Origin of the sequence: Syntrophotalea acetylenica, assembly GCF_001888165.1 — a bacterium.
Taxonomy (GTDB): Bacteria; Desulfobacterota; Desulfuromonadia; order Desulfuromonadales; family Syntrophotaleaceae; genus Syntrophotalea; species Syntrophotalea acetylenica.
In genome coordinates, this window is sequence record NZ_CP015455.1 from 2677363 (window position 1) to 2694290 (window position 16928).

The window sequence follows — 16928 nt, forward strand, 5'->3', positions numbered from 1 at the left end:
GGCCCGCCCTTTCTTGTTGGCCGGCGTTGCGATCGTGACGGTCTCCAAGCCCGAACTGGAATCTCCCTCGTCACGGCCACAACACCCGTTAGCCCACTATCACCTCCTGATACGTAGTGCTGCGATACCTCCTTTATCCTTCTCTAAGGAAGGGGAAGTATTTGCGGCCGTTGCGACCGTTTCCTTGGTCTGCAAGGTCTCGTCGCCGGCCACAACTGCCGGCGCATCCTCGTTGTCAGCCGCGACTTCTGGCCGCGAAGCCGTTTCTTCCACCCGGGTCACTCGCAGGACCCGTTTTTCGCCCCCGAGGCAGAGGTCGAACTCGATAGCGATGCCGAGAGCTGGCAGCCCCGGGGCCAGCCTGCGCAAACGGTTCGACAGCCAGTTCGGGCTCTTTGGCCACTCCCGACTGCGGTGCACGTCTTTGGGCACCAGCCGCCCAAGCCGCTGGAGGAGCTTGCCCGTAGTGCCTTCCCAGACCTCCTCCCGGGTGACCAGTTCCCCGAGAGACTGGGCGACGACGTCGTCCTCCAAGCTGGCGCTGACCGCGTGCCCCAACGATTGCCGGTACGCAGCGAGGAACGCCCCCTCTGGCCACCCCAGCACACGCTCTGCGGCAACCCCGACCCGGGCGAAGTCAGCCATTCGGGGCGCGTCGGTGACCTGCACAGCGGGCAACTCCCGCAGTACCCCGGACAAAGCCGTCATCAGCGCCCCTAAGATCCTCGGCCGTACCCGCTCGAAGGCTTCTGCTACCTCCTCGTCGCTACGGGTGCCGGCATCACCGAAGGGGGCAAGGGTCACGACCAGCGACCGGCTGAGCAGGTCCTGTTCCTTGACGATTCCGTGAATTCCGTTGAGAACCACCACCCGTTTTGCGGTGAACAGCATCTCGTCATCATTGGTGTAGAGCTTGCGGGTGCGCAGTCCGCCGCCGGTGACCAGCCGGCAGATCTGGTCGGAAACTTCTGGCGGCAGGCGACGCAGGTTGTCGAAAACCAGCACCCAGCTCGTTGCCGCCGAAATCATCAAATCGCGTTCCGAGCTCGGCAGCGCCAGCAACGGGGCCTGACTCGGGTCGGTCAGGGAGACCAGCTGGCAGGATGCCGTCGACTTGGCGCTTCCCTGCGCTCCCTCCAGCACCAGCACCACGTGGGGTATGCCGGTGAGGAACGTGTGGAGCAACCAGGCGATGATCATCCGCTGCCCCGACGGGTTAGTGATGTTGACGAAATCGAATAGCTCTGCGAGGTCCCCGCCCGGCTCCGGTGCCGGAAAAGTCGCCGTGTTGCTCCCCCGACGGAACGGGAACTGCGGCTCGCCGATCTGATACCCGTTGGGGGTGACCAGCACGGCCAGCCTGGAGTCATCGCCGAGGTCGATGGCCAGTCCGTTCCGACAGGGGGCGGTCCTGACGAACAGCGGAAGCGTCTGCCCCTCGAAGCGAGCCTTTGCCGCCAGCTGTCGTACTGCCGTATCGAGGGCCGTGGCGGTGATGGCGGAGCCTTCGGCCTCGTAGTAGAGGCGGGCCAGATAATGGCCGAAGGCCTTCGATTCGACTGGGTCACAGTGTTTGGCCCCATCGACCAGGTAGATGGCGTACGGTTCCTTTTCAGGCGATTTGAACAGAAAGATCCCGGAAGCCAAATCGATCAATCGGTCGGCTGCCACCCGTTTTTCGGTATGCTTTTTCTCGCTCACTTCTCCTCCTCAATAGAGACACCAGGGGGGACTTCACCGGTGATGTTTTTGATGCCTTGCCAGACACGGTTCCACATGGGCCGGCCATTAGCAGATAGCAGTCGTTCGGGGTGGAAGACCGTCTTGACCTCCGTCCGCAGTGGGAAACCGTCGAGGACGATGCTGCTTGCTTCGGTCATCGCCTCGGCAGCCACCGCAATCGCGCCGTCCAGCTCCTCGTGCGGTGCCTCGATCAAAAGAGCGTCGTGCACCATCGCCACCACCCGCACGCCCCGTTCTGTGGCCAAGATTACGCTGATTCGCAGCATCTCGGCCCCATTACCTTGCATTGGAAAATTTCGCAAAGTGCGGTCCTTGGTCTGGCGCGTAACCCGAAGCCGCCAGCCGAATACGGTCTGGATGAAACCATCCCGAATCGCCTCGTCCTCTATCGCATCCAACCAGGCCCAGTACCCTTGGTATGTACGATGGTGCAAGGCCAGCATCTCCTCCGCCCGCGAAACAGGACTGTTCAGGCGCAAGGCGAGGGTTTTTGCCCCCATGCCGTACTGCACGCCAAGAGCCACGGTCTTGAACTGATCGCGTATCTGGCGATGGGATTCCTTGGTGGCGGTCACCGGTGCCGCACCCGCCTGTACGGCGAACGCCAGATACGGGTCACCCGAGGCGTAGGCGTCCATCATCGCCCGGTCCCCGGACAGAGCAGCGGCAGAGCCGAATTCCTGTTGCTCGAAGTCGAGATAACCGAGACCAAAGCCGGGACCAGGCTGGATAAGTCCGCGCAGCCAGCTTGCCGATCCGAAAGCGCAGTTACTTGCGGAAGGCTGGTTTCGCCCTGTCTTAGATCCAAAGACACCGGTCATGTAGCGGTTGCGGTTATCTGAACCGGCTTGAAGCTTGTGAATGCGCAGCTTCGATAACAGATAACGCAGGTCCTTGAGAACCCTCAGCTGCGGATATTTAACGGCCATTTCCTTGAAGGCGTCTTCGTCAGTTTTCGGCTTGCCGGTGCGGGTTCGCGGCCAGGGGATTCCCTCTGCTGCGAGCCAGGTATCGAACGCTGCGTGCTTGAAGGAACCGTTGATGTACACCCCGTATTTGGCCCCGATGGTGTCGATCATGTAATGTCGAAGCGGCTCCCAATTCTGCCTCAGGCAATTGAGTGCCACGGTATCGATGGGAATGCCGGTCATCTCTATCTGGCTGACGGCTTTCATGTAACGACCGCGCAGAAGTGCCCGATCAATGTCGAGGCCAGGCCTCAGGCAGTGAAAAAGGCGTTCCAGACCGAGCACATCGCGCCCGCAGTAGTCGAGCAGAGCGGCCTTCTCCTCATCGGAGTACGGGCCACCGCGCAGTGCCAGCCCGCGCATCTCCTCCTTCTCGATGACGTCGAGGATGTCTTGCCCGAAGAAACGTAGAGCCGCCGCCAAACCGTTACCACCGGCAACATAGAGGCCGTTGGTGTGGTTGCGGAATTCGGCGAACAGGTCAAGGACATGCGTCGGCATGGCCCAACCGAGGGCGCGGAAACAGTTCAGCTCCGCGCTTGCCAGGTATGTGATAATCAGGTCATTCGGCCCGTAGAAAGGAGGAGGGGCCGGCTGCCCCTCCTCCATCCAGATACGGGTGACTTGACCGCTATTGATCCGCTTCGCAACGATGCAATGAGGCATTGGTTGTTCGCCGCCGTGTTGACGGTACTCGGCGTCCACGACCCAGGCGACTTTGTAGCGACCGAGATCGACCATCACGCCGCTTCCCCCCGCAGGCGCTTGATGATCGGGTGGTCGAGTGACGTGACGATGCGGCCGGCGAAAACGGCGGCGAGGATGTCATCGAAGGGCTTGTCCGGCCACTCCGGTTCAGGAAAGGTCCCTTGGGCCGTCAGAACGTCGTACCCCTGCCGATCTTGCCGCTTGCGCAGCCGCACCCACTGTGTACGGGCACGATCGAGGGCGTCGAGCTTGCTTTCCCCGTATGGTTCGCCGTCGTACGCCGGGTGCTTCACCACCCAGACAAACTGGTCGCCGTGCTGATTTGCTGCCAGTCCGACCTCAGCCATTGCGGCGTCACCGGCGAGCTCTTCCTCCAGGCCAGGATGGATCAGATAGCCGTCACGGGTACGCGGATCGTCCATGAAGAGGAAGGTTCCCCGGTAATCGGTGCCTTCCGGGGTTCGGAAAAAATCCAATTTGCCGGGATATCCGACGGTGATCTCCTTCTCCGCCGGGGCCAACTTTGCTGCCAGCTGCTGCCCGATCCTCAGGCTAGCGATGTCGAACCCGTTGTCTTTTTTTGCCATTGTCGTTCCTTTCATTGCTGAGTGAAGGTTAGTGGCACCCCAGTTCCGCCCTGTTTGATGATAGCCAATCATCCCTGGATGCGTGTCATGACCAGCAGACTATAGTTCGCCCGAAATCTCCCTGCTGCGACTGGGTTTTAGGAATTACTCAGCGACAAAAAAAAGAGCCGAACGATGGAATCGTCCGGCTCTCACTTGCAGTTATTTCAGTACTACAGTTCTATTTCATACGTTTGGCCTCACCGATCAGACGCTCTATCCTGTAGACAAGAGGCTGGTCATCGCCCTCCGTTACTGCAGCATCTTTCCTGAACGGGTACTTAATCTCTTGGGCGTAGGCTATGACTTCTTCATAAATGTCCCCAGCAATGTCAACATTAGTCCTGGCCCAAGCATTTTTCTTTACGCAGGCATCGCTAAGCTCACGTATTCGGACCAGTAGCTTCTGCCTTATGGCTCGCCGTGCCTGAATTTCAGGCTGGTTCTTATTCTTCACCCTGTACTTTTTATCAAGCGTCGCTTCGTCAGGATCTGCACTACCGGCAATCCTGGTCTGTGCGAGTGAGAGCGCCTGCCATGCATCAATCAGGGCAGAGGATACTGTCAAGAATCCTGCTCCACTCAGTGAGGGGACCTGACTTCCGGTGGTTAGGGCATCTTCGGCATCCAGAATACGTATCAGGGCGAATCCGGCAAGCCGTTTCGACATCCTCTCCCCGAGGGGGTCCTTAGTTGAATCCAGCGGCCCACCCTCCTCGAAAAAGTTATCGTGAGTGTAGAACTCACGAAAACTCTGAAACAACAGATGACGGTCATCAACTGATTGACCTGTCACCTCCTCCCGGATGACACCTTCATCCTCGATTGCATTCCGAATCGAAAGCAGCAACACCCTGAGGTCTTCTCCTCGGGCACGGGGTAGAAACCCTTCTGCCTTTAGCTTTGCTTGCCCAAGGGATCTCTGAATATCCACAGTCATCTGTCCATTGATGCTATCCATAGCGTCCTCCGCAACCAGCCTGGTTAGCAATACTAAGGCTGGCATAGCTCAATTCAAAGCGGAAAATGTTTGCGCCCACCTGCTAGTCATCTAGAAAAGTGGCCGGCTAATCTTAAAGATTGTAGAAATGGGTTTCTGGTTGACATATTTGGACCGTGCGCCGATAGGTATCTGAGTGGCATAGCAAGGCGTGGAGAGGTTTGGCGTGGAGAGGTTTGGCGTGGAGAGGTTTGGCATGGCGAGGAGTTAGTTACCAATAACTCTTTCCAATATGGGGACGCCATGAAAGGCCCAATGAAGCTGGCAGAACCGACCCTTGGTTTGATGGAATGCCAGGTCTGTGGAAGCAGGCACTCAGCAACCACGAAACCGGGGGGGATTCCGTCGGGGAGCGTGGCAGTGTCGGTACAGCTGCTCTCGTGCAGACCTGAAAGCACAGTCACAACCCGCCACCAGCGCTAGCGGGACAACTCGCTAAGTCATGACCACGACGGCCGCCATGTGATGTGCATGGCGGCCGCTTTCTTGCCGTAGCCGGCGCACGGCACACCCGCCCGAGGCATCGCCTGGCACCTGATACCTTCTCCGGTCCCCGTCCGGGGCGTTTTGCCTGCTGCCGCCACTCTTCCGCCGCCGCCTGGTTGTGCAGAAACCGGAGACAGGTGCCGGGTATTCTCACGAAACTGGCGAACCCTTCTGGAAAGTCGGAAGAGTCGCAATCGGTCACAGCTGCCAGTGCGGAGTGTTAGGCCGGAGTTCATAGGTAAGAAATAGGATTACGACGGGTGCGTAGCGAGAGCCAAGGAAAGTCTTGCCTTTTCGATGCTCATGTACGAAAATCCTGTTTCAACCTAGGCAAAACAGCCGCGATTACCGAGGATTTCACTAAGTTCGGGAGCAGGGGGCCGCTGGTTCGAATCCAGTCATCCCGACCAGAATTTTCCGTTTTCCCGAAAACGGTTAGCCCCACCCCCTGACAGGGAGTGGGGCTTTTTATTTGTATGCAAAAGCGGAAGCATGACGAACGGGCGACCTTCCACGGGGGTCAGTCAATATTTCTTGTTTTTAAATTCCGAAAATGGTATAAGGTGGGTTCGCCTTATTGAAAAAATCGCTTTCCGGCCCCTTGACGGAGAGCGATATCCGGAGGCCGCAGGCGCAATCCAGCCTTCCGGGGAACTTACATAGACAAAAGCGGCTGATGCCGCTTTTGCTGTTTATGGAGACATGCATGGTGAGTTTTTACCTGATGCTGATCGCCGCTTACCTGATTGGCGCGATACCCACCGGCATCCTTTTGACACGGCTGAGCGGAGCCGCCGATATCCGCAAGTCGGGCAGCGGCAATATCGGCGCCACCAATGTTTACCGGGTGGCTGGCAAAAAGCTGGGTATTTTGACCCTGGTCGGAGACGCCCTCAAGGGCGCGATCCCGGTACTGGCAGCCATGCAGCTGCCGGGGCTGGCGCCGGCTCATATCGGAGTCGTCGCCGTCGCCGCCTTTCTCGGGCACTGCTACCCTGTTTACCTCGGCTTCAAGGGAGGCAAGGGAGTGGCCACTGCCCTCGGCATTTTCCTGGTATTGTGCCCCCTTGCCGTACTCGGAGCCTTTGCCATTTTCGCCGTGCTTCTCTGGAAATGGCGCTACGTTTCCCTGGGGTCCATTGCCGCCGCCGCCGCCATCCCGTTGCTGATCTACTTTATCGACGGCAGGCTGGCCATGGTGGCGACAACCCTGTTCATCAGCCTGATTGTCATCTGGCGTCACCGTCAGAACATCACGCGCCTGCTTAACGGCAGCGAAAACCGTTTCAAGGCCTGATCCCCGATGCGAACAACGCGTCTGAAGCGACCGCATCCGGGCAAGCCCCGTGGAGCTATGAAAAAACAATCTCTGATCAAAACCGGCATCGCCTTGCTGCTGGCGGCGACTTTTGTCTTCGGACTGCCGCTGGGGCTGTTCCTGCTGCATCCGGTGCTGCCGGACACCCCCAAAATCATCACCATTCAGCCCGGCGAATCCTTCAGTGGCGTAGCGGCCAAACTGGAACGCGAAGGCATCATCAGCAGCGCTTTCAACTTCAAAATCCTGGCGGTGCTGCGCGGAGCCGCGCGCCACATCCAGTCCGGGGACTTCAATTTCGCAGCGGCCAGCCGGCCCGGCCGGGTTCTCGACCGATTGATCCAGGGGGATACGCTTCGCTTGCGGGTCACCCTGCCGGAAGGACTGACCGTTGCGCAGATTGCCCAGCGCCTGTGCGATGCAGGGTACGCCGATCATGAAGAATTCCTGCGGCTGGCAACGGATCCCCACTTCGCGCAAAAACTCGGCGTTGAGGCGGCCACACTCGAAGGCTACCTGTTTCCCGAAACCTACCGCTTCGGCGCCAGCCTCCCCAGTCGACACCTGCTCCGGTTCATGGTGGATCAGTTCCACAAGCATGTACCGCAAAGCCTCGTTGACGAGGCGGCCAAACTCGGATTCGACCTGCACCAGTTGGTGACTTTGGCCTCTATCATCCAGAAGGAAACCGCCCAGATCTCCGAAATGCCTGTCATTTCGGCCGTTTTTCATAATCGTCTGAAAAAAAACATGCCTCTGCAGGCCGACCCGACGGTGATCTACGGCATCGAGGACTTCAACGGCAACCTCACCCGCCGCGATCTGCGGACCCATACCCCCTACAATACCTATACGCAACGCGGCCTGCCCGCCGGGCCTATTGCAAACCCCGGCGCCCGGGCGCTGCGTGCGGCAGCAAACCCTGCCCGCGTGTCTTATCTGTATTTTGTGGCGCAGGGCAACGGCACCCATTTTTTTTCACGCACCCTGCGAGAACACAACGAGGCGGTCCGGATCTATCAACTGCGCCGGGTTGCGCGTGCCGAGCCGCCGGACAAAACCTCGACCGAGGCCCCCCTGGAAACCCAGGAGACCTCTTCCAATTGATCCGGTTCAAAGGCGCGCAAAGCCGTCCGGATCAGGGCCGCACCAGCCAAACAACGCAAAAGGGGAACAGCCAGGCTGTTCCCCTTTTGCGTTGCCCGAAAAAAGAGGGCCTTTTTACTTTCCCAGCAAACCGCGCACGGCCTGCAATACATCGGCCGGCAGCACCACCGTCTTGGCGTTGCCGGAAGCGGAAAGATCACGCATCGCCTTGACATACTGTTCGCCGAGCAGATAGGTTGCAGGCAGCTGGTTGTCGCCGATCGCCGCGGTGACCCGGGAGATGGCTTCGCGGGTGGCGTCCGCCAGGATCATCTTGGCCTCGGCGTCCAGCCTGGACGCCTCGAGCTTGCCTTCCGCCTCGCGGATGGCAGCCTCCTTGGCGCCTTCGGCATTGAGCACCGCCGCCACTTTCTTGCCCTCGGCCTCGGTGATCGCCGCCCGCCGCGAACGTTCCGCCGCGGCCTGCTGCTCCATGGCGATCTGCATGGTCTGGGAAGGCTTGATATCCTGAATCTCCACCGTTTTGACAACAATGCCCCAGGCAGCGACATCATCAGAAATGGATTCCTTGAGGCGGGCCTTGATCATGTCCCGCGAACTCAGGGCATCGTCGAGATTCATCTCGCCGACGATGCTGCGCAGGGAAGTCTGCACCAGATTGGTGATGGCGATGCGGTAATTATCGATGCCGTAGACCGCTTTGGGTGGATCGATGATGCTGATAAAGGCAATGGCATTGGTCATAATCACCGCATTGTCCTTGGTGATGACTTCCTGACTGGGGATATCAAGAGAAATATCCTTGGTCAGAACCCGGTAGGCAATCGTGTCGAGATACGGAATGACAAAATTCAATCCGGGATTGAGTGTCTTGTGGTATTTCCCGAGGCGCTGCACCACGAACTTGTATCCCTGGGGAACGATGCGCACCCCCAGAAAAATGGTCAGCACAACCAGAAACATCAGTACGGTGGCCAAAATGAAACCCATGCGTAATCCTCCTTGAAGAAAAAAGCCGAAACCGCTAACCGAGCAACACCTCTCGCCAACCCTATTTGCGCACAACACGCAGCACATGGCCGTCGATGTCGACCACCCGCGCCTCGTCTCCCGGCTGCAAAGCCTCGGTGCTGATGCAGGGCCATTCGTCATCACCGAGCACAGGCACCACAAAGCGGATCCGCCCCTTGACGTGCGGCGGCTGCACGGCCTGCACGACAATGCCGATCTCGCCGATGATGGCATCCTTGGACATACCCGCCTTGGTGCGATCGGCCATGCGCGGCTTGAGCCAGCGGAACCACAGCACCGTCCAGACGGTGGAAGCTGCTGCCCACAGGAGCATCTGTCCGGCAAGGGGCAACCCCGCAAAGGGCAGCATCACCAGCCCTACGCAGCAGGCGCCGAGTCCGAACCAGATGATCGTGAACGAGGGTACAATCAGCTCCAGCGCAATCAGCGCCAGGCCGAACGCTATCCAATACCACCACAGAATCTGCTGCATGATCCCTCCGGTCCACTAAAGAACGCGCACCTGTCTAAAGCTTGTTGATATACACCTCGCGCGGCCGACTGGTGCCATCGGAGGGGCCGACGATCCCCTCCTGCTCCATCTTTTCGATCATGCGCGCGGCCCGGTTATAGCCCACCCGCAGACGTCTCTGCAGCATGGAAATGGAGGCCTGGCGGGTATCGGCCACCATGGCCAGAGCTTCGTCCCATTTTTCGTCGACCTCCTCTTCATCACTACCGCCACCGGCATCTCCCGCAGGCGTTTCGAGGATCGAGGAATCATACTGGGGTTTGCCGTGGTGGGACAGGAAGTCGACCACCAGCTTGACCTCACGTTCCGAAACAAAAGCGCCATGAACCCGTTGCAGCGCCCCGGTGCCCGGCGGCAGAAACAGCATGTCCCCCATGCCCAGAAGGTTTTCGGCCCCCATCTGGTCGAGAATGGTACGCGAGTCGATACGGGAAAAGACCTTAAAGGATATCCGGGTCGGCAGATTGGCCTTGATCAGGCCGGTAATGACATCGACGCTCGGGCGCTGCGTTGCAAGGATAAGATGAATGCCGGCGGCGCGGGCCATCTGCGCCAGGCGGGCGATGGATTCCTCGATCTCGCGGCCCGCCACCATCATCAGGTCCGCCAGCTCATCGACAATCACCACGATGCGCGGCAGATGACCGTGATCGAGCACTTCACCGTCGGCGACGACCTCGACCGGCATCTCCTCCGCACCCTCTGCCTCCGCCTCCGCCTCCGCCTGCGCCTCGGCAGCTGGCGCCTTTTGCGCCTCCTGCTGCAAGCGCTTGTTATAGCCGTCGATATCACGCACGCCCTTGTCGGCCATCAGCCGATAGCGCCGCTCCATCTCACGCACCGCCCAGGCAAAGGCCAGAGCCGCCTTTTTGGGATTGGTGACCACCGGCAGCAGCAGATGGGGAATGCCTTCGTAAATGGACAGCTCCAGCATTTTGGGATCGATGAGAATGATCCGCACATCTTCCGGCGATGCGCAGTACAGCAGGGACAGAATCATGGTGTTGACGGACACCGACTTGCCGCTGCCGGTAGCTCCGGCCACCAGCAGATGCGGCATCTTGGCCAGATCGGAAACCACGGTGTGGCCGAAAATGTCCTTGCCCAACGCCATGGGCAGCCGCCCGCCGAACTTCTGAAAAGTCTCGGCGGTGAGAATCTCTTTCAGATATACCGTTTCCCGCTGTTTGTTGGGGATTTCGATGCCAACCACCGGACGGCCCGGTATCGGCGCCACGATGCGAATGGCGATGGCCGACAGAGCCATGGCCAGATCGTCCGCCAGGCCGGCAATTTTATTGACCTTGACCCCCGGCGCCGGCGCGAACTCGTACATGGTCACCACCGGCCCCGGCTTGACCTCGGTCACGGCACCGTCGACACCGAAGTCCTTGAGCTTTTTCTCCAGAGTGCGGGCGTTGCTGGCCAGCGCCTCGCGATCCACCGGCACCCCGCCGTCCTCTTCATGATCCAGCAGATTCAGCGGCGGCCGCTGATAACTGCCGGTGCTCTCGATAAAATCGAAACTCTCCTGGACAGGCTTGGCAAGAGGTTTTGTTTTAGGTTTCGACGGCAAGGAAACGGGTTTCTCCATGGGCGCGATGACCGGCCCCTCGACAATCCTGGCCGGTTTTTCCGGCATCCGCGCTTTGCGTGCCGACCATTGCCGCCGGAGGCTTTGCAGAAAGCCGCGCCAGCGGTCGACCCCCCGGCTCACCATCAAAACCAGGGAAAAGCGCACCGCCACCATCAGCGAAACCAGTAACATGACGGTCAGCAGGATCACCGCGCCAGCAGTGTTGACCCCCGCCGTAAACAGATTGGCCAGCATCCTTCCGGCCAACCCTCCCGCCTCGCCGATCGGCTCGCCGAACCAGGACGCACCGTGGAATTGCAAAGAGATAAGACCGTCCAGCGACAGAAGCATGCAGAAAAACGCCGCCACCCTCAGCCATTGAAAGCGGGGGGCTTGCAGGCGAATGAGTGCCAGGCCAGGCCGAAAGCGCCAACGGGCAGCAGCAGCGCGGCAAACCCGAACCCCTGGAACAACAGGTCGGCCAGACAAGAACCGACAAACCCGCCCAGATTGTGCACGTCCCCCGCGCGGGAAACGTTGTTGAGGGATGGATCACCAGCCTGAAAAGAAACAAGGGCGAGAGCCAGAAACAGTCCGGTGGCCAGCCAGAACAAGCCGAGCAACTCCCGCTGGAAGCGCTCCCTGAACGTAGCCGCCTGTTTGCCTGTCTGTTCCTTGCTCATGATACTCCTCCGTCCCGATGCGGTTGGTGATTGCCGAAAACCGCTTCTTTGCAGCTGGCCACGGAAATCGAACCGTCAGGGACCTTAAAGGGATACAGCAAAAAATATACCTCCCACCACCCAGCAATACAGAGCAAAAGCATAAAGGCGTCGGCGGCGCACCACGCCCAGCAGCAGATGAATGGATGCCAGGCCGCTGACAAAGGCCATGCAGGTACCCACGGCATAGACCGGGATATCGGCGGACCGCACCGCCTGCAGATCAGACAGGGACAGCAATGCCGCGCCAAGCACGGCCGGCAGCGCCATCAAAAAGGAAAATCGCGCCGCCGTTTCACCGGAAACCCCCTGGAAAAGCAGCGCGGATATGGTCGACCCAGACCGTGAAATGCCGGGCATGATGGCGCCGGCCTGGGCCACACCGGCAATCAGGGCATCCCGGACACGCAGTCTGCCTGCGTCGCGCCCGTTTTTGCGAAAGCGCTCGGACAGATACAGCAGACATCCGGTAACCATCAGCATGCTCGACACCAGCAACAGGTTGTCAAATGCCCCGATGAAAAACTCCTTGAAGCTCAGACCGACAATCGCCGCCGGTATCGAGCCGATCACCAGCAACCGCAACAGATGACGATACTGATGCGCCTCGTCGTGTTGAACAAAACAAGCCGTGGCCAGGTTGCGGCAATCGCGCCAGAAATAGACCACCACCGCCGCCATGGTGCCGCCATGCAGCAGCACGTCGAACAAGACCCCCGGCTGATCGAAACCCGGCAGCAGATGCTGCGCGATGACCAGGTGGCCGCTGGAGGACACCGGCAGAAACTCCGTCAGACCCTGGAGCAGGCCCAACACCATAGCATGCAGAAAACTCATTGACACTCTCTTTTGATTCGAAGGGTACATCGCCGCCCGGCCGGACGGGACTATTGTTCAAGAATAATCGGCAGAATCAGAGGTCGCCGCTCGACCGTACGGTTGAAAAAGCGCCGCAGACATTTGCGCACTTCCACCTCCAGGGTCTCCTGCTCGGTCGCCGTTTCCGGCGCCATGCCGGCAAGCATGTCACAAACCTGCCGACGGGCCAGATCGAGAATATCCGTTTCCTCCTCGGCAACAAACCCGCGGGACAAAAGCTCGGGACCGTAAAGTATGCGGCCGTCCACGGGGCTGACGGCGAGCAGCACCACCACCAGACCGTGGTTGGCAATGTGGCGCCGGTCCCGCAGCTCCATGAGGCCGACATCGCCGACGCCGCGGCCATCGACCAGTACCCGGCCGGTCTCAAGGCGAGGCTCCCGCGAAAGACCGGCGGCGGAAACCACCAGCGGGCAGCCGTTTTCCAGCACCGTCACCCGCTCCGCGGGCACCCCCATGCCGCGTGCCAGTTCAGCGTGCCGGACCAGATGCCGGTATTCGCCATGCACCGGCACGAAGTTTTGGGGGCACACCAGCGACAGCACAATCTTGAGCTCTTCCTGGCTGGCATGGCCCGATACATGAACCTCGCTGGTGGTTTCGTAAAAAACCTCTGCGCCGCGCCGGTACAGATGATTGATCAGGCGATTGATGGCCTTTTCGTTGCCGGGAATGAATTTGGAGGAGAGGATCACGGTATCGCCCGGTTCCAGCGGCAACGCCCTGAATTCCTCCATGGCCATCCGCACCAGGGTGCTCTGCGCCTCCCCCTGACTGCCAGTGGTGAGCAGCAGCAGCCGATGTCGCGGCAGATCCCGCGCCTGGCGCAGCTCGATCAGCACATCATCGGGGATGTCAAGATATCCCAGCTCCCGGGCAATGCGGGTGTTGGCTACCATGCTGCGCCCCGCAATCGCCACCTTGCGCCCGCAGCGCACAGCCTCCTGCACGACCTGCTGAATGCGGTGGATATTCGATGAAAAAGTCGCAACCGCCACCATTCCCTTGGCGCGGGGCACGATCTCGGCGAAGGCTGCCGCGACTTCCCGCTCGGAAAGGGTAAACCCCTTTTTCTCCACATTGGTGGAGTCGGACATCAGCAGCAGAACGCCCTGCTCCCCATAAGCTGCCAGCCGCACCAGGTCCGTCGGCTGGTCATCAACCGGCGTCTGGTCCAGTTTGAAATCGCCGGTGTGGACAATCCATCCCATGGCGGTGCGGATCGCCACTCCGAGTCCATCGACAATGGAGTGGGCGACGCGAAACACTTCGACATGAAAGACACCGAGATCCAGGGCCTGGCGGGGTTGCACTTCCACCAGAGAAGCCTGGCCGAGAAGCTCGTGCTCTTCAAGCCGGTGACGCAGCAGACCAAGGGTCAGCGGAGATCCGTAAACCGTCGGAAACCCGAGCTTTGCCAGCAGAAACGGCACGGCGCCGATATGATCCTCGTGTCCATGGGTGAGGATCAGGCCGCGAATGCGGCCGGTCTGACCTTCCAGACAGGAAACATCCGGAATCACCAGATCGATGCCAGGCATATACGGTTCCGGAAACATGAGTCCGCAGTCGATCAGCAGCAGCTCCCCGAGGTACTCCACCGCCATCATGTTCAGGCCGATCTCCCCCAGCCCGCCCAGAGGCAGAATCCGCACGGCGTCCGCCGGGATTTCGCCCCAGCCCGTGTTCGGCATGTCGGTCATGACCGCAAGGCCTTTTCGACCAGCGCCGCGATGGGCTCCCGCACCTGCTGCATCAGTTCATTGCGCTCCTGCACCGCCCGGCCGGCAGTCGCCACGGCGGGCAGAATCGTCACCGTCACCTTGCCGCCCCGAATCCAACAGCTGTGCTTCGGCATGACGTCCCGCGTGCCGGTAATGGCGATGGGTACCACCGGCACCTGCGCCTGAATCGCCAGGGTAAAGCTGCCGGCCTTGAAATCCTTGAGATGACCATCCGGCGAGCGCGTCCCTTCAGGAAAGACCACGACCGAAGTACCCTGCGCAATGCGCTCGATGGCGCGGCGCATGCTTTCCACACTCTTCTTGCGGTTGGAACGATCCACGGCAATATAACCGGCGCGGCGCATGGTCAGGCCGAACAGGGGGATATGGAACAGCTCTTCCTTGGCCAGCCAGCGAAATTGGCCGGGCAGCCCGGCAAACAGCGCCAGAATATCGAAATTGCTCTGGTGATTGGGCATATACACCACAGCTCCCCGGGAAGGTTTTCCCGCCCTTCCACCACCATTCGGACACCGGCCAGCCACAGACTGATCCTGGCCCAGAACCGCGCATAACTATGCAGAAGATTGGCATGGATGAAAGAACAGGGTATGCCCGTCACCATAATAAACAGGGTCCAGGGGACAAACGTGACAATATAAAACAAGGTACGCAGCATAGGCCTCTTCTCCCGATAAGCATTTAATCGCGCCAGTTTACGAGACCTCGCCAAGGGGAGTCAAACCTTTTTGAACTTTACACCCCCGCCCGTTTCCGCTAGACTCGCGAGACGAACCAAACGTAAATAAAAACTCATGGAGGCTACAGCTCATGTCGGTAAACAAGGTCATCCTGGTCGGCAATCTCGGCAAAGATCCCGAACTGCGCTACACGGCGTCCGGCACGGCCGTTGCCAACTTCTCCCTGGCCACAACCGAGCGATTCAAGGACCGCGACGGCAACAGCCAGGAAAAAACCGAATGGCACAACATCGTGGCATGGCGCCAACTCGCCGAAATCTGCGGCAAATACCTGACCAAAGGCCGTCAGGTCTACATCGAAGGCAAGATCCAGACCCGCTCTTACGAAGACCGCGACGGCAACAAGCGCTATATCACCGAAATCGTCGCCGATCAGATGCAGATGCTCGGCCGCGCCGGGGACGACAACAGTGGTGGTGGTGGCGGCGGATACCAGCGCCGCGAGCCGCGTCAGGAACGCAGTGGTGGCGGCAGCAACAACCAGCCCCGGCAGACTGAATATGAAGAGCCGCCCTTCAACCCGGATGACGACATTCCCTTCTAATTCCCGGTTTTTTCCAAAGTGTAAACAAAGGCTGCAAGATTAAAATCTTGCAGCCTTTGTTCTTAACAAAAAATGCTCATACCACAGCCCTCAAAATAAGGATACAAATGACCCAAGTCACTTTAAAGTGCATCAGCTACTGCCGAATAAAAATCCTTCGGGTGAATAAAACATAGATCGAGACCGGAACCGAACCGCAGAGGTAAAAATCTGCTTTACCAGGATTTGAATTTTCGTTCCGCCAGGTTGTCCCGTCAGGGAAGCGGAGCTTTCTGCACAAGCTGGCGCAGCTTTCGATGGCGGCGCCAGGGGCGCAGCAAGGGTTTCGGCAGCAGCGGTTCGAGCACCGGGGCATAGGCCTGCAGCAGGCGACGATTCTTATTGCCCGTGGCTGCCTCCTGCAGCAGCAAGCGGGCCAGGTCGGTACCGCCAAGATAACGGTACTGTCCCAGGTCCTCGCCAGCCCGGGCGACAAGCCGTGCCGCGTTGAGTTTACGGCGCAGCTCGGCGTCCCGGTGCCTGTCGCGGCCGAAAAAATGATTGCCGCCGTGGGTCCGATAGCCCAGACAGGGCTCGTTGAGGCAGAATTTGCGGCCATGGTAGAGGGATGCCAGCAGGATCAGGCATTCATCGGCACAGATCCGCCAGTCCTCCTCGAAGGGGATGGGAAAAAACCGCTTCGCCAGGGAGCGGCGCAGGGACAGAGTGGAGGTTGGCGCTCCGATCCACGTGCGCCGATGATAGGTGAGCAGCCCGGTATAACCAAGGTCCGTCAGCGACGCGGGATAATCCAGCAACACCGGCTCATTGACGCTGCCGAAACATTCGTAGGCGCAGAACAGGAAGTCGCACGTGGTGTGCTCTCGATAAACGGCCAGGGCTTTTTCCAGGTAATCCGGATGGTAGCGATCGTCCGCATCGAGAAAAAACAGCACCTCGCCACGGGCCCGGGCAAAACCGGCGTTGAAAGCGGACAGCTGACCGCCGTTGGCCTTGAGGCAGGAGACGACCCGCGCATCGCGGCGCACGAGCTCCCCGATCAGATCCCGGGAATGATCCGTGGAGCCGTCATCGACGAGAATGATCTCGAAATCCCCGTGACTCTGTCGCAACACCGAAGCGACAGCGTCCTCCAGATAGTCCGCGTAATTGTAATTGTTGATCAGCACCGAGACAAACATATCCCCCTCCAGCAACAAAGCACCGCACAGTCCGTCGGACTA

14 protein-coding genes and 1 pseudogene are annotated in these 16928 nt (G+C 59.5%); 3 read left to right on the top strand and 12 right to left on the bottom strand.

Going from position 1 to position 16928, the window contains the following annotated elements; translation table 11 throughout:
- Positions 1–99: 99 nt before the first annotated feature.
- The 4 genes from A6070_RS12540 to A6070_RS12555 form a co-directional block, all read right to left on the bottom strand.
- The gene (locus A6070_RS12540; protein WP_072286082.1) at positions 100–1701 is read right to left on the bottom strand and encodes a hypothetical protein; all 1602 of its coding nucleotides are present in this window, start codon (positions 1699–1701) and stop codon (positions 100–102) included.
- Positions 1698–3452, bottom strand: a complete 1755-nt coding sequence (locus A6070_RS12545; protein ID WP_072286083.1) for a DNA polymerase — start codon at positions 3450–3452, stop codon at positions 1698–1700. Before A6070_RS12545 ends, A6070_RS12540 begins: the two co-directional genes overlap by 4 nt.
- The gene (locus tag A6070_RS12550; RefSeq protein ID WP_072286085.1) at positions 3452–4006 is read right to left on the bottom strand and encodes a hypothetical protein; all 555 of its coding nucleotides are present in this window, start codon (positions 4004–4006) and stop codon (positions 3452–3454) included. Before A6070_RS12550 ends, A6070_RS12545 begins: the two co-directional genes overlap by 1 nt.
- 220 nt (positions 4007–4226) lie before the next feature.
- Positions 4227–5006 carry a hypothetical protein gene (locus A6070_RS12555; protein WP_145926363.1) on the bottom strand — a complete coding sequence of 260 codons (780 nt, stop codon included), beginning with the start codon at positions 5004–5006 and terminating at the stop codon, positions 4227–4229.
- A gap of 1231 nt (positions 5007–6237) precedes the next feature.
- Between A6070_RS12555 and plsY the strand changes: the two genes are divergently transcribed.
- Positions 6238–6828, top strand: coding sequence for a glycerol-3-phosphate 1-O-acyltransferase PlsY (plsY, locus tag A6070_RS12560; RefSeq protein ID WP_072286087.1), 591 nt, complete (start codon positions 6238–6240; stop codon positions 6826–6828).
- A gap of 57 nt (positions 6829–6885) precedes the next feature.
- Positions 6886–7956, top strand: a complete 1071-nt coding sequence (mltG, locus tag A6070_RS12565; protein ID WP_072286088.1) for an endolytic transglycosylase MltG — start codon at positions 6886–6888, stop codon at positions 7954–7956.
- A 114-nt stretch (positions 7957–8070) separates the two neighbouring features.
- On the opposite strand, the gene A6070_RS12570 is transcribed toward mltG, so the two are convergent.
- The 7 genes and pseudogenes from A6070_RS12570 to A6070_RS12595 form a co-directional block, all read right to left on the bottom strand.
- Positions 8071–8946 carry an SPFH domain-containing protein gene (locus tag A6070_RS12570; RefSeq protein ID WP_072286089.1) on the bottom strand — a complete coding sequence of 292 codons (876 nt, stop codon included), beginning with the start codon at positions 8944–8946 and terminating at the stop codon, positions 8071–8073.
- Positions 8947–9007: 61 nt separating this feature from the next.
- The gene (locus A6070_RS12575; protein WP_072286090.1) at positions 9008–9460 is read right to left on the bottom strand and encodes an NfeD family protein; all 453 of its coding nucleotides are present in this window, start codon (positions 9458–9460) and stop codon (positions 9008–9010) included.
- A gap of 34 nt (positions 9461–9494) precedes the next feature.
- Positions 9495–11267 carry a DNA translocase FtsK gene (locus tag A6070_RS12580; RefSeq protein WP_461792037.1) on the bottom strand — a complete coding sequence of 591 codons (1773 nt, stop codon included), beginning with the start codon at positions 11265–11267 and terminating at the stop codon, positions 9495–9497.
- 3 nt (positions 11268–11270) lie between these two features.
- A pseudogene (locus A6070_RS16805) lies at positions 11271–11758 on the bottom strand (DNA translocase FtsK 4TM domain-containing protein); the annotation flags it as partial.
- Positions 11759–11842: 84 nt separating this feature from the next.
- Positions 11843–12634, bottom strand: a complete 792-nt coding sequence (locus tag A6070_RS12585; protein ID WP_072286092.1) for an undecaprenyl-diphosphate phosphatase — start codon at positions 12632–12634, stop codon at positions 11843–11845.
- A 50-nt stretch (positions 12635–12684) separates the two neighbouring features.
- Positions 12685–14379 (bottom strand): ribonuclease J, encoded by a 1695-nt coding sequence (locus A6070_RS12590; protein WP_083558478.1) that lies wholly within the window; start codon positions 14377–14379, stop codon positions 12685–12687.
- On the bottom strand, positions 14376–14879 hold the full coding sequence (locus A6070_RS12595) for a lysophospholipid acyltransferase family protein (RefSeq protein ID WP_145928213.1): 504 nt from the start codon (positions 14877–14879) through the stop codon (positions 14376–14378). Before A6070_RS12595 ends, A6070_RS12590 begins: the two co-directional genes overlap by 4 nt.
- A 352-nt stretch (positions 14880–15231) precedes the next feature.
- Between A6070_RS12595 and A6070_RS12600 the strand changes: the two genes are divergently transcribed.
- Positions 15232–15705: a single-stranded DNA-binding protein gene (locus tag A6070_RS12600; RefSeq protein WP_072286095.1), complete on the top strand. Its 474-nt coding sequence runs from the start codon at positions 15232–15234 to the stop codon at positions 15703–15705.
- Positions 15706–15959: 254 nt separating this feature from the next.
- Here the strand turns inward: A6070_RS12600 and A6070_RS12605 are convergent, their stop codons facing one another.
- Entirely contained in the window at positions 15960–16886 is a 927-nt protein-coding gene (locus A6070_RS12605) for a glycosyltransferase family 2 protein (RefSeq protein WP_072286097.1), read from the bottom strand.
- Positions 16887–16928 lie beyond the last annotated feature (42 nt).

Coding starts and splice junctions, on each gene's coding strand:
- A6070_RS12545 (WP_072286083.1), bottom strand. CDS start 3,452: ATGGTCGATCTCGGTCGCTACAAAGTCGCCTGGGTCGTGGACGCCGAG.
- A6070_RS12600 (WP_072286095.1), top strand. CDS start 15,232: ATGTCGGTAAACAAGGTCATCCTGGTCGGCAATCTCGGCAAAGATCCC.
- A6070_RS12575 (WP_072286090.1), bottom strand. CDS start 9,460: ATGCAGCAGATTCTGTGGTGGTATTGGATAGCGTTCGGCCTGGCGCTG.
- A6070_RS12595 (WP_145928213.1), bottom strand. CDS start 14,879: ATGCCCAATCACCAGAGCAATTTCGATATTCTGGCGCTGTTTGCCGGG.
- A6070_RS12590 (WP_083558478.1), bottom strand. CDS start 14,379: ATGACCGACATGCCGAACACGGGCTGGGGCGAAATCCCGGCGGACGCC.
- mltG (WP_072286088.1), top strand. CDS start 6,886: ATGAAAAAACAATCTCTGATCAAAACCGGCATCGCCTTGCTGCTGGCG.
- A6070_RS12585 (WP_072286092.1), bottom strand. CDS start 12,634: ATGAGTTTTCTGCATGCTATGGTGTTGGGCCTGCTCCAGGGTCTGACG.
- A6070_RS12580 (WP_461792037.1), bottom strand. CDS start 11,267: ATGTTACTGGTTTCGCTGATGGTGGCGGTGCGCTTTTCCCTGGTTTTG.
- plsY (WP_072286087.1), top strand. CDS start 6,238: ATGGTGAGTTTTTACCTGATGCTGATCGCCGCTTACCTGATTGGCGCG.
- A6070_RS12555 (WP_145926363.1), bottom strand. CDS start 5,006: ATGGATAGCATCAATGGACAGATGACTGTGGATATTCAGAGATCCCTT.
- A6070_RS12605 (WP_072286097.1), bottom strand. CDS start 16,886: ATGTTTGTCTCGGTGCTGATCAACAATTACAATTACGCGGACTATCTG.
- A6070_RS12550 (WP_072286085.1), bottom strand. CDS start 4,006: ATGGCAAAAAAAGACAACGGGTTCGACATCGCTAGCCTGAGGATCGGG.
- A6070_RS12570 (WP_072286089.1), bottom strand. CDS start 8,946: ATGGGTTTCATTTTGGCCACCGTACTGATGTTTCTGGTTGTGCTGACC.